Annotated in this window: 12 protein-coding genes; 8 read left to right on the forward strand and 4 right to left on the reverse strand. The window is 66.6% G+C overall.

What is annotated here, in order from left to right:
• Positions 1-17: 17 nt before the first annotated feature.
• Positions 18-2,603 (reverse strand): bifunctional aconitate hydratase 2/2-methylisocitrate dehydratase, encoded by a 2,586-nt coding sequence (gene acnB, locus H3H55_RS22435; RefSeq protein ID WP_193100257.1) that lies wholly within the window; start codon positions 2,601-2,603, stop codon positions 18-20.
• A gap of 393 nt (positions 2,604-2,996) precedes the next feature.
• On the opposite strand from acnB, the gene H3H55_RS22440 reads away from it, so the two are divergent.
• Positions 2,997-3,761, forward strand: coding sequence for a BPL-N domain-containing protein (locus H3H55_RS22440; RefSeq protein ID WP_193100258.1), 765 nt, complete (start codon positions 2,997-2,999; stop codon positions 3,759-3,761).
• 11 nt (positions 3,762-3,772) lie between these two features.
• Here the strand turns inward: H3H55_RS22440 and H3H55_RS22445 are convergent, their stop codons facing one another.
• Complete coding sequence (locus tag H3H55_RS22445) at positions 3,773-4,246, reverse strand: nuclear transport factor 2 family protein (RefSeq protein ID WP_193100259.1); 474 nt, start codon at positions 4,244-4,246, stop codon at positions 3,773-3,775.
• 223 nt (positions 4,247-4,469) lie between these two features.
• Here H3H55_RS22445 and H3H55_RS22450 point away from each other — a divergent pair, with 223 nt between their 5' ends.
• Positions 4,470-5,852 carry a lysozyme inhibitor LprI family protein gene (locus H3H55_RS22450; RefSeq protein WP_193100260.1) on the forward strand — a complete coding sequence of 461 codons (1,383 nt, stop codon included), beginning with the start codon at positions 4,470-4,472 and terminating at the stop codon, positions 5,850-5,852.
• A gap of 48 nt (positions 5,853-5,900) precedes the next feature.
• Here H3H55_RS22450 and H3H55_RS22455 read toward each other — a convergent pair whose 3' ends face one another.
• Both H3H55_RS22455 and H3H55_RS22460 read right to left on the reverse strand, forming a co-directional pair.
• On the reverse strand, positions 5,901-6,149 hold the full coding sequence (locus H3H55_RS22455) for a hypothetical protein (protein WP_048247408.1): 249 nt from the start codon (positions 6,147-6,149) through the stop codon (positions 5,901-5,903).
• 579 nt (positions 6,150-6,728) lie between these two features.
• A complete protein-coding gene (locus H3H55_RS22460) occupies positions 6,729-7,163 on the reverse strand; it encodes a universal stress protein (RefSeq protein WP_129515201.1) in 435 nt (144 codons plus the stop codon).
• Between the two features lie 311 nt (positions 7,164-7,474).
• Here H3H55_RS22460 and H3H55_RS22465 point away from each other — a divergent pair, with 311 nt between their 5' ends.
• The 6 genes from H3H55_RS22465 (at position 7,475) to H3H55_RS22490 (ending at position 12,472) form a co-directional block, all read left to right on the forward strand.
• Entirely contained in the window at positions 7,475-8,959 is a 1,485-nt protein-coding gene (locus H3H55_RS22465; RefSeq protein ID WP_193100261.1) for an amidase, read from the forward strand.
• Positions 8,960-9,323: 364 nt separating this feature from the next.
• On the forward strand, positions 9,324-10,010 hold the full coding sequence (locus H3H55_RS22470) for a hypothetical protein (RefSeq protein WP_193100262.1): 687 nt from the start codon (positions 9,324-9,326) through the stop codon (positions 10,008-10,010).
• Positions 10,011-10,133: 123 nt separating this feature from the next.
• Positions 10,134-10,964: an arylamine N-acetyltransferase family protein gene (locus H3H55_RS22475; protein ID WP_193100263.1), complete on the forward strand. Its 831-nt coding sequence runs from the start codon at positions 10,134-10,136 to the stop codon at positions 10,962-10,964.
• Positions 10,965-11,075: 111 nt separating this feature from the next.
• Positions 11,076-11,252: a ribbon-helix-helix domain-containing protein gene (locus tag H3H55_RS22480; protein WP_048247418.1), complete on the forward strand. Its 177-nt coding sequence runs from the start codon at positions 11,076-11,078 to the stop codon at positions 11,250-11,252.
• Position 11,253: 1 nt separating this feature from the next.
• Positions 11,254-11,604 (forward strand): VOC family protein, encoded by a 351-nt coding sequence (locus H3H55_RS22485; protein WP_193100264.1) that lies wholly within the window; start codon positions 11,254-11,256, stop codon positions 11,602-11,604.
• A gap of 7 nt (positions 11,605-11,611) precedes the next feature.
• Positions 11,612-12,472 (forward strand): class I SAM-dependent methyltransferase, encoded by an 861-nt coding sequence (locus H3H55_RS22490; protein ID WP_193100265.1) that lies wholly within the window; start codon positions 11,612-11,614, stop codon positions 12,470-12,472.
• Positions 12,473-12,475 lie beyond the last annotated feature (3 nt).

Genomic DNA, 12,475 nt, shown 5'->3' on the forward strand with positions numbered 1-12,475 from the left:
GCGGCCCGGCAGCGTGCTTACATCTGCACGGTGTCGGCCACTTCCTTGAAGTCTTCGATCTGATCGAAGTTCATGTACTGGTAGATCTTGTCGCCGTTGGCCGTGAGCACGCCCATGTCGGCCATGTACTCGTCCTTGGTCGGGATCTTGCCCAGACGCGAGCAGATTGCCGCCAGTTCCGCCGAGCCGAGGTACACGTTCGTGTTCTTGCCCAGGCGGTTCGGGAAGTTGCGGGTCGACGTCGACATGACCGTCGCGCCTTCGCGCACTTGTGCCTGGTTGCCCATGCACAGCGAGCAGCCCGGCATTTCGGTACGCGCACCGGCCGTGCCGAACACGCCGTAGTGACCTTCTTCGGTCAGCTGCTTCTGGTCCATCTTGGTCGGCGGGGCAACCCACAGCTTGACCGGGATGTCGCGCTTGCCTTCCAGCAGCTTCGATGCGGCACGGAAGTGACCGATGTTGGTCATGCACGAGCCGATGAACACTTCGTCGATCTTCGCGCCAGCGACGTCGGACAGCGTCTTCACGTCGTCCGGGTCGTTCGGGCACGCGACGATCGGCTCGTGGATGTCGGCGAGGTCGATCTCGATGACGGCCGCGTAGTCGGCGTCGGCATCCGGCGACAGCAGTTGCGGGTCGGCCAGCCACTGCTCCATCGCCGCGATACGGCGCTGCAGGCTGCGCGGATCCTGATAGCCCTGCGCGATCATCCACTTCAGCAGCGTGACGTTGCTGTTCAGGTATTCGATGATCGGTTCCTTGTTCAGGTGCACCGAGCAACCGGCGGCCGAACGCTCGGCGGACGCATCCGACAGCTCGAACGCTTGCTCGACCTTCAGGTCGGGCAGGCCTTCGATCTCGAGAATGCGGCCCGAGAAGATGTTCTTCTTGCCTTGCTTGGCCACCGTCAGCATGCCTTGCTTGATCGCATACAGCGGAATCGCGTTGACGAGGTCACGCAGCGTGACGCCCGGCTGCATCTTGCCCTTGAAGCGGACCAGCACCGATTCCGGCATGTCCAGCGGCATCGTGCCGGTGGCGGCCGCGAACGCGACCAGGCCCGAGCCTGCCGGGAAGCTGATGCCGATCGGGAAGCGCGTGTGCGAATCGCCGCCGGTGCCGACGGTGTCGGGCAGCAGCATGCGGTTCAGCCACGAGTGGATCACGCCGTCGCCCGGGCGCAGCGCGATGCCGCCGCGCGTGCTGATGAAGTTCGGCAGCGTCTGGTGCGTCTTCACGTCCACCGGCTTCGGATACGCGGCGGTGTGGCAGAACGACTGCATCACGAGGTCGGCCGAGAAGCCGAGGCAGGCGAGGTCCTTCAGTTCGTCGCGGGTCATCGGGCCCGTGGTGTCCTGCGAGCCGACCGAGGTCATCTTCGGTTCGCAGTACGTACCCGGGCGCACGCCCTGGCCTTCCGGCAGACCGCACGCGCGGCCGACCATCTTCTGTGCGAGCGAGAAGCCCTTGCCGCTGTCGGCCGGCTGGTGCGGCAGGCGGAACAGCGTCGACGGCGCGAGGCCCAGCGCTTCGCGTGCCTTCGCGGTCAGGCCGCGACCGATGATCAGCGGAATGCGGCCGCCGGCGCGCACTTCGTCGAACAGCACGTCGGACTTGACCTGGAATTCGGCGATCACGGCGCCGTTCTTCAGTGCCTTGCCGTCATACGGGCGCAGTTCGACCACGTCGCCCATTTCCATCTGCGACACGTCGAGTTCGATCGGCAGTGCGCCGGCGTCTTCCATCGTGTTGTAGAAGATCGGGGCGATCTTGCCGCCGAGACACACGCCGCCGAAACGCTTGTTCGGGACGAACGGGATGTCTTCGCCGGTGAACCACAGCACCGAGTTGGTGGCCGACTTGCGCGAGGAGCCGGTGCCGACCACGTCGCCCACGTAGGCGACCAGGTGGCCCTTTTCCTTCAGCGATTCGATGAACTTGACCGGGCCGCGCTTGCCGTCTTCTTCCGGCGTGATGCCCGGGCGCGTGTTCTTCAGCATCGCCAGCGCGTGCATCGGGATGTCCGGGCGGGTGGTGGCGTCCGGCGCCGGCGACAGGTCGTCGGTGTTGGTTTCGCCCGTCACCTTGAAGACGGTGATGGTCAGGCTTTGCGGCACTTCCGGACGGCTGGTGAACCATTCGGCGTCGGCCCAGCTTTGCAGCACGGCCTTCGCGTGCGCGTTGCCCTTGTCGGCGAGTTCCTTCACGTCATGGAACTGGTCGAACATCAGCAGGGTTTTCTTCAGCGCGTCGGCGGCGACGGCCGCGACTGCGTCGTCGGACAGCAGTTCGATCAGCGGCTGGATGTTGTAGCCGCCCAGCATCGTGCCGAGCAGTTCGGTGGCGCGTTCGCGCGAGATCAGCGGGCAGGCGGTCTCGCCCTTGGCCACGGCGGCCAGGAAGCCGGCCTTCACGCGGGCGGCTTCGTCGACGCCGGCGGGCACGCGGTAGGTGATCAGTTCGAGCAGCGTCTGCTCTTCGCCGGCGGGCGGGTTCGTCAGCAGTTCCACCAGTTCGGCGGTCTGCTGAGCCGTCAGCGGCAGGGGAGGAATACCGAGCGCGGCGCGGGCGGCCACGTGAGCACGAAAGTTTTCAAGCATGGGGAGACCTGCTGATATTGCGTTTGAGGGGAAGGCCGTTCCGGCACTCCGGGGCTGTTCCAGGCACTGCTTTGAACGCGATTCTAATCGCATCACTCTATAACGTCAAATGTCTTATGTCTTATATAAGACTTGAGGCACAGACCGTTTGAGGCAGCGCCTGGCGATGACATGTGCCGGCTATCGAAGCCGTTGGGCTCGATTCCGATTGCCGATGCGGCACATATCTGCACAAGCACGCAAGAAACGGTACACACGCGGCGCTTCCCCACGCCTACGCTTCGTGTCGCGCGGCTTGCAATCCGGTTTCAAAAGCGTGGGGCGAAGAAGGGGCGTGCGCCCGTCGATTCGTCCTGAACGGCCGCGATGCCTTCAACTCCGTCGATCAAGAACATGCGATCCCGAGATTCGATTGTCCTGCTGGTGTCACTCGTCGCTTCGTCGGTCGTCCTAGCGGCCAGGACCGGCGACGAGATGAGTGGTGCGGCCAGCCGGCCCGTCGCGCTGGTCTATCGCGGGCCCGCGGCGTGCGACGGTTGCCCCGAGGCGATCGCCGCGCGCCTGCAGGAGTCGGACTACAAGTTCCGGGTGATCTACGTCGGGCCGGCGGAAAAGCTCAAGATCACGCCTGGCGCGCTGGCCGGTGCCGCGTTATACGTCCAGCCCGGCGGCGGGCAGGACATTCCCGGCGCGGCCGCCAGCATCGGGAGAAATTCGATCAGGGCCGTGCGGCACTACGTGTCGAACGGCGGGCGATACCTGGGCATCTGCATGGGCGCGTACCTGGCGGGCGACCAGGGTTTCGGTCTGGTCGACGGCGAGATCGACTCCGAGGTTGACCGGCCGGGTTCGACGATTCACGGTATCGCGGACACGGTGACGCCGGTCGTCTGGCGCGGGAAAAAGCGCTGGATCTACTTCCAGGATGGCGCGACGCTTCCGGCCGTCCGAACCGGCTCCGGCGGAGTCGTGCTGGCGACCTATCCGAACAACGATATCGCGGCCGCGACTTACCGCTACGGCAAAGGGCGCGTCGGGCTCGTCGGCCCGCATCCCGAGGCCGATGCAAGCTGGTATCGCCAATACCGTCTCACGAACCCGGACGGCGTGTTGCCGGACATGGCGCATGACCTCATCAACGCCACGATGAAGCCATAACGGCGCGAGTTCTATTTCCGCTTGGCGCGATACGCGTCGAGATTCTTCCGCGCCTGCGCGCGGATCGCGCGTTGCACGAAAGGCGTCCAGCCGAGCAGGGCGCCCTTGAACCCGAGCGCCTGACGCGCCCAGCGCCACAGGTCGAAACTGTCGCGATGCTCGACGATGCGCCCGTCGCGAAACCGGAACTGTGCGCGGATCCGGTTGACCACCATCCGGCCGGTCGCGGTGAACCGGTAGTGCGCGACCCATTCCGCGTGCCCGGTCTGCTCGTCCGCGTCGACCTCGCCGAACGTCAACGAAAATTCCTGCGCACGTGCGACCAGCATGCGCCACATGTCGCGGGCGAGTTCGCCGCGCAGTTCACCGAATGCGGGATCGCTGAAGACGACGTCGTCGGCATAACAAGCGAGCATCGCGTCGATGTCGCGCTGCTGGAAGGCCGTGTAAAAGCGCTGGATCAGCTCGGTGTTCGGATGACTCATCTTTTGATTGGCTGTCGTTGTAGATGAAGCGGCGTCTCGACGCGGCGGCCGGAAGCCGGGCAAGCCACTGTAGCGGAAATCGAATGCGCTGTCGCCGACGGGCGCGCTCGCGCGCGGTGATTTCTCCCGGCTGTTCCGCCGGCCGGTCAATTGATGGAAAATCTCGCGCTGGAGGCCGGCAAGGCCCCGACCTGAGAGCGCGTTGACCGTCGAGAACCCATCCATGAAATTCCGCGTTGAAGCGCCGTTCCGGCGCACCTTGTTGCTCGTACTGCTTGCGCACGCATCCGAATCCTTCGCGGCCGGGCTCGACTGCGCACAGGCAACCAGTCCGACGGAAAAGGCCGTGTGCGCGTCGAACGACCTGCATCTGGACGACGGCAGGCTGTCGGCCTTTTACCGGAAGCTGTCCGATGCGTTGCCGCCAGGGCAGCGCACGGCGTTGCGCACCGCGCAGCTCGGCTGGCTGAAGACTCGCGATCAATGCGGCGCCGATCACGGCTGCCTCGAGCAGCGCTATCTATCGCGCATCGCCGATCTGCAAGCGCGCCTCGCCACGGTGCTCGCGTATCGCCCCGACGCCGAAGACAAGGCCGCGCTCGACGATTTGCGTACGCTCGTCGAGCAGGCGCGCCGAACGGATTCACGCTCGCCGGTCGACAAAGTGATCGAGCGGCTGCGAATCAAGGACGCCGTCACGCGCTTTTCGAGCGAATCCGGCGGCGAGCAGGGGCCGGTTTTCCCGGCGGCTCGGCCCGATGGCGTGACGGTCGACGAATGGAAAGCGTTGAGGGCGTCGCAGATCGACACCGACGATACGGCAATGGGTGCGTCCTACACGCTCATCGATCTCGACGGCGACGGGCGGCGCGATCTGGTCATCGAATCGGCATCGAACGGAACCGGGTTGTGGTCGTCGGTCGACGTCTTGCGGCGCAGCGGCGGCAAGTTCGAGGTGCCCGGCGAGTCGAACGAGGCGATCGACCGCAGCCTGTACACGACGAATGGCCGCGGCGCGAATCAGGCGGCCGATTGGATTCGCGTGCGTGGGCGCGTCTATGCGCTTTATCGCGACAGTCATTACGGGGTGGACGAGTTTTACCTGCTGCGACCATTTACCGTCGTCGACCAGGTGCCGAAACTGACGGTGCACTACCGTTACCGTTTGTCGGTGCCGGCCGAGCAGCACGATGAAGGCGGGAAGAGCACGACGGTGCTCGATGGCACACTGCATGCAGCCCTCGAACAGGCACTGCACGAGGTGAGCGACAGCACCGCGTTCGATGCCGGCGCCGACAAGCCGCTATGCCCGATTCCGCCCGACGTGCAAGGCGACGATCGCAGCGAGTATTCGAACTACGGCCCCGGCCACTACACGTACGAGATCGTCGGCGACATGCCGGTTCATGTCGGCGGCAAGTGCTACATCGGCCGGTTGATCGACTGGTTCGGGCAATACGGAAAGGACGGGCTGACGGCGCAGCTGTCGATGCGGCTTCCGCGCGACGACACGGGCCACGAGCAGACGTTCAGCGTGAACGGCGTCCGGGCCGTGACGTCCGTCACGACCTCGATCGAGAAAATGACGGTAAACAGCGGGAATTGACGCCCGCGCTCACGATTGCGGCGCAGCCGGCTTGCTGCGGGATTCGCGTCAGCGGGCCGCCATCGCGACGTCCTGATGGTCGCGCCCCGTCACCAGGCAGCCCGACATGAACGCCTCGCTCTGGCTGCTGGCGGCTGCCGCGCCGAAGCCGCGGCCGAGCGCGTCGACCTTCACCTGCGCGGCGCCCTGTTCGCACGCAAGCGGGCTGGCGTCGCGGCCCTGCGCATGCAGGATCGCTCGATCGCCAATGAGATAGGCCAGCAACGCGAAAACAGCGATATGTACGGCTCGTCTCATGGTTTGTCTCCTCGTTGCTCAAGCGTAACGCGGACACGTTCGACGAAGCACTTGGGGCTTCCCCTTGTAAACGTCTGCTGAAACGGGGGCGGGGCAGAGGGCATCTGTCCCGTTTTTGATGGTTCGCGCGCAGGAGGCGTCGGCGGTTTCCGGGCCGGCGGCCAGCGATTTCAATGCGTCCGGCAGACGAAGCCGAGCGTGCAGCACGGCCATCGTGCGCCAGATTTCCGCGCGGCAGGCGGGTGATTCGCGCGAGTTTGACGAATGTCAGGGTGCGGGCGGGAGGGGACGGTCGCGCAGCAGTTCAAAGCGATAGCATGAATGCATGATTTGACGGAACGCGATGCCTGACGAACGCAACGCATCGGGTCCGGCAAGCAGGTCCGTGTTGAATATCGCTGTCGAAATAGTGAGGAATCCAAATGTTGAACGTCTCTTCCGTGCTGATCAGTCTCGCTCCGATGTGGGCAATCCTGCTGGTTGCGTCCTCGGCGGCCGCCTATTTCGTGTTCTGGCGCAAGGCCATCAAATAAACGCTGCGCGACAGGCGCGACAGGTGCGCGTGGCACGCCGTGCCTGTCATTGCACCGCAGTTACCGGCACATTCGAAATCCGCACCAGCCGGTCCATCACGCTGCGGCGGAACATCGACAACAGCGTATGAAACGGATCCTGCCGCGGCGCGACGACCACGATCTCGTCGCACCCGGTCTCGGCCGCCGCGGCCGCGATCGTATCGGCCACCGGCCCGACCTTCATCACGACGCTGAATTTCACGTCCGCATCGCGCAAGATCCGCTCGGCCATCGCGAGATCGTCGGTCGCGAATTTCTCCTCGATCGCGCGCAGCCGCGACAGCGGGTGAAACGCCTCGAGCCGCGTCGATTCGAGCGGCGCCTGGACGTTGATCAGCACGATTTCCGACGCGCACCGCTCTCGATACAGAAACGTTGCGTGCCGGACGGCCTGAAGCGAGCGCGGCGAATGGCCGACCGGAACCAGCAGCTTGAGCATGGACGATGTCCCAGGAACGAAGTACTTCCAGCGTAGCGTTCCGCCGCCGGAAGCGATCTAAAGAGATCGGATCCCCGCGTAAAAAAGTCGTTAACGCGGGCGGTGTCGTGGTGCGTCTATTAGAAATATAAGAAATTTAAGTTTATGCGCATAAACGAGGACACCGGCCGTCCGCGCCACCCCGATTCAGTCGAATCCGCAATGAATTGCGCCGCAAAATATCGGAGGTCGCCCGGAACGCGTCGCGTAGAGTAGAGCATCGGCTGCCGCCCAGCGGCCCGCCATTCGATACCGCTTCCCAGGAGACCCGCATGCCGCACGGCGCCCCGCAGCTTCTCGCTCCCGCTTCCATTCCCGTCGACCCGATCGTGCGCCTGTCGGCAGGCGAACTCGCGTCGGCGATCCGCAGCAAGGCGGTCTCGTGCGTCGAGACGATGCGCGCGTATCTCGACCACGTCGAGCGTGTGAACGGCGCGGTCAACGCGATCGTCGCGCTGCGCGACCGCGACGCGCTGCTCGCCGAAGCCGCGGAAAAGGATGCCGCGCTGGCGCGCGGCGAGTATCACGGCTGGATGCACGGGATGCCGCAGGCGCCGAAGGATCTGGCGATGACGAAGGGGTTGCGCACGACCTACGGCTCGCCGATCTTCCGCGAGAACGTGCCGCAGGCCGATTCCGTGGGCGTCGCGCGGATGCGCGCGGCCGGCGCGATCTTTATCGGCAAGACCAACACGCCCGAATTCGGGCTCGGCTCGCATACGTTCAACGAGGTGTATGGCGCGACGCGCAATCCGTACGACCTGACGAAGAGCGCGGGCGGCAGCAGCGGCGGCACGGCGGCGGCGCTCGCGTCGCGGATGCTGCCGGTGGCCGACGGCAGCGATTTCGGCGGTTCGCTGCGCAATCCGGCCGCGTTCTGCAACATCTACGGCATGCGCCCGTCGCAGGGCCGTGTGCCGCGCTGGCCGGGTGTCGACGTGTTCGTGCAGCAGCTCGGCATCGAAGGGCCGATGGGCCGCACGGTCGGCGACGTCGCGCAACTGCTCGCGATCCAGGCCGGCTACGACGCCAACGATCCGCTGTCGCTCGCGGAAGATCCGGCCGTGTTCGCGCAGCCGCTCGACACGGACCTGCGCGGCAAGCGCATCGCGTGGGTCGGCGACTGGAACGGTTATCTCGCGACCGAGGCTGGCGTGCTCGCGCAGTGCGAGCAGGGGCTGGCGACGCTGCGCGAGATCGGCTGCGACGTCGATGCCGCGCTGCCGGCGTTCGCGCCCGACCGGATCTGGCGCCTGTGGCTCGCGCACCGGCATCTGCTGTCCGGCGGCGGGCTGCTCGCGCACTATCGCGACCCGGCGCGCCGCGCGCTGCTGAAGCCCGAGGCGATCTACGAGATCGAAGGGCTGCTCGCGATGCAGGGCGCGGCGGTGTTCGACGCGAGCGTCGAGCGCACCGCGTGGCATCAGGCCGTGCTGAGCTTCTTCGACCGTTACGACTTCATCGCGGCGCCGACCGCGCAGGTGTTCCCGTTCGATGTCGACCAGCGCTGGCCGAAGGAGATCGCGGGCCGCGCGATGGACACCTACCACCGCTGGATGGAAACGGTCGTGCCGTGGACGCTGGCCGGCTGCCCGGTGATCAACGTGCCGGTCGGCTTCAACGACGCGGGGCTGCCGATGGGGATGCAGCTGATCGGGCGCCCGCGCGCCGATCTTGCCGTGCTGCAGCTCGCGCGCGGCTACGAACAGGCGGCCGACTGGGTCGGCCGACGGCTGCCGGCGTGGATGGCTGCGTAACGTCGCGGCCGGCGGGTAGCCGGTAGCCGGTGGAGGCGTGTCGAAACGGGCGGCGGCGAGCCGCCCGTTTTGCTTGGATCCCGGCGCGGGGTGCCCGACGGTGCCGGCGATGGCGATGCGTTTCGCCGTGCCGCATGCGCCGGCGCCGGAAACCACCGTCATTGATGCGGCCGGAGAGCGAATACCGGCGCCTGCCGGATATTGCACGGCAAACTCGGATGAATCCGCGCGATGGTGTCCGCCGGTCGCGGAATGGCAAGCGGCCGCGCGGCGCGATTTCGTTTCGATGTGTTTCAGTCGTTGCGGCGGCGTGCGACGCGCTTCGACAATATCGGCCTCAATCATTCGGGCACGAGGGAAACACATGAAGTACATTCGCGCGACGGGCAGGCATCTGGCCTCGGCAGGCATTGCGTTCGGCATTCTGGTGAGCGGCGCCGCGCACGCGCAGCTCGACCTGCAGTCGATCGGCGCGTCGCTGCTCGGCGGCGGGCAGCAGCAGGCGGCGCCCGCGCAGGGCGGCGTCGCGCAACTGCTGCAGGCGTATGTCGGCGCGAACCAGCAGGTGCTGTCCGGCCAGTCGTCGCTCGCGTCGGCGATGGGGTTGACCGGCGCGGCCGGGCAGGCGCAGCAGGCCGCGAGCCAGCTGGCCGGCGGCAATGCGCTGACGCCGGCCGCGCTGTCGCAGATGGGCGGCGCGCAGCAGTCGGTGTCGCAGGCGCTCGGCCAGGCTTTCGCGAGCGGCAGCGCGACGCACGGCCCGGTCGACAAGCAGGCGTTCAGCAATGGCCTCACGTCGCTCGGGCAGGGGCTCACGCAGTATTCGCAACTGCAGTCGGGGCTCGGCAATCTCGGTTCGACGAGCGCGGCGTCGCTGCTGCAGTCGGGCCTGAATCCGCAGAACATGCAGGCCGCGTCGTATATCGCGCAAAGCGCGCCGGGCCAGTTGCAGTCGCTCGCGGCGACGCTCAGCCAGGCCGTGCAGTTCGCGACGAGCCAGGGCATTTCGGTGCCGTCGGTCGCGTCGTCCGCGCTGAAGCTGCTGCCGTAACGTTGCGCGGGCATGCGCGCGGTGCGGTGCCGGCATCGCGCGCGACGGCGAACAATCGCCCTGCGCAACCTGGGGATTTCGCGCAATGCTATCGTGGCGTGTCCCTCTTATCGGTGCAGGTTCATGACTGACTCGTTCGACCTCTCGCGCTTTTTTTCCCGCATCGGCTACGACGGCCCGGCCGAGCCCACGCTCGACGTGCTGCGCCGGCTGCATCTGCTGCACCCGCAGGCGATTCCGTTCGAAAACCTCAATCCGCTGACGGGCGCGCGCGTTGCGCTCGACGTGCCCGCGATCGTCGACAAGGTGATCGGGCACCGCCGCGGTGGCTACTGCTTCGAACTCAACAAGCTGTTCCATACGGCGCTCACGACGATCGGCTTTCGCGTGACGCCGCTGATCGCGCGCGTGCGCTGGATGATGCCGCCCGAGATCGTCACCGCGCAGACCCACATGGTGCTGCGCATCGATCTCGACGATGCGGTCTGGCTCGCGGACATCGGCTTCGGCAGCGCGACGCTGACCGCGCCGCTGCGCTTCGTGCCGGGTGAACGGCAACTGACGCCGCACGGCGCGTTTCGCGTGATCGATGCGCCGGTCGACGGCGAATTCGACCTGCAGTTCGAGACGCCGGACGGCTGGCAGACCACCTACCGTTTCTCGCTGAAGCCGACCGAGTGGATCGATTACGACGCCGCGAACTGGTTCACGTCGACGTATCCCGAATCGATCTTCCTGAACGACCTGATCGCATGCCGCGTGCTGCCGGACGGCCGCGCTGCGCTGCGCAACACCACGCTGACGCTGCGCGACGCGGCGGGCGCCGGGCGTACCGTCACGTTCGACGACGCGGCCGCGTGGGGTGCATGCCTGCGCGACACGATCGGCATCGATACGACCGGATTCGATCTCGACGCACTGTTCGCGCGGCTGGCGGCGCGCGCTGCGCATTAACCCGGACGCACGGTATTCGAAGGCGGCCCGCACACGGGCCGCGCCCGATCACGCTATCCATCGCCATCACGCGTACTTGATTTTTGCTAGATTGCTAGCATACTAGCTTCCATGACCGACGAAGAAGTGAAGCAATTCAACGTGTACCTGCCGCTCAGCCTGATCCGGCAGGTCAAGCATCGCGCCATCGAAACGGAGCAATCGCTGTCCGCACTGGTGGCCGACGCGTTGCGCGCGTACCTGGCTGCGCCGCAGCCGGGCGCGGGGCCGTCCACCAAGGAGGAGTGACATGTCATCCGAGCGAATCGAAGCCGTGTTCCTGACCACGCACAACTGGGGCAAGTCGGCGAAGTTCTTCCAGGCGCTGGGCTTCAGGCTGGAATTCGAAACCGATCACCAGTCGGGCCAGTTGCGCAGCGGCGACGGCCCCTATCTGTTCATCGCCGAGGTGCCGGCGGGCGAGACGCCGGACCTGCAGGTCGTGCTCAAGGTGGCGGACGAGCAGGCGGTGCAGCCGCAGCCGATCGTCGATGTCGTCACGCCGTTCGAGGACACGCACTGGGGCACGCGCGACATGACCGTGCGCGACCCGGACGGCCGCGTGTGGCGGCTGCAGGCGCCGGGCAAGCAGGGTGCGTGAGGCCGCCATGATCGATACCCGCGAAGACGCCCCCGACAGCACCGCCGCGCGCGTTGCACTGTGGCGCGCGCTGCATGTCGAACTCGACGCGCCGCCGCACGTGCTCGCCGACGAAATCGGGCTCCGGTTGCTCGCGCCGGCGCCGGGCTGGCAGCAGCGCGGCGACATGGATCCGCAGTTCACGCGGCCGTTCCGCGCGTCGATCGTCGCGCGTGCACGCTTCATCGAGGATCTCGTGGTCGAGCAGGCCGCGCGCGGCGTGAGCCAGTACGTGATCCTCGGCGCGGGCCTCGACAGCTTCGTGCAGCGCCGGCCCGACATGGCGTCGCGCGTGACCGTGTTCGAAGTCGACCCGCCGGCGCCGCAGGCATGGAAGCAGCGCCGTCTGGTCGAACTCGGCTTCGGCGTGCCCGACTGGCTGCGCTTCGTGCCGGTCGATTTCGAGGCGAAGCAGTCGTGGCGCGATGCGCTCGTCGCCGCGGGCTTCGATGCCGGCCAGCCGGCGGTCGTGGTGTCCACCGGCGTCAGCATGTACCTGACGCGCGAGGCGAACGCGGCCGCGCTGCGCGAAGTCGCGTCGCTCGCGCCGGGCTCGACGCTCGCGATGACGTTCCTGCTGCCGCTGGAGAATGCGGATCCGGACGTGCGCCCCGGGCTGGAAATGGCCGCGAAGGGCGCGCGCGCGAGCGGCACGCCGTTCATCAGCTTCTTCATGCCGGCGCAAATCCAGGCGCTCGCGCGGGAGGCCGGCTTTGCGACCGCCGCGCACGTATCGGCCGCCGAACTGACGCGCCGTTATTTCGCCGATCGCACGGACGGCCTGCGGCCGCCGAACAACGCGGAAGAGCTGCTGGTCGCGACGGTCTGACCC

The organism is Burkholderia sp. Z1 (assembly GCF_014893795.1).
In the GTDB taxonomy this organism is placed as follows: domain Bacteria; phylum Pseudomonadota; class Gammaproteobacteria; order Burkholderiales; family Burkholderiaceae; genus Burkholderia; species Burkholderia theae.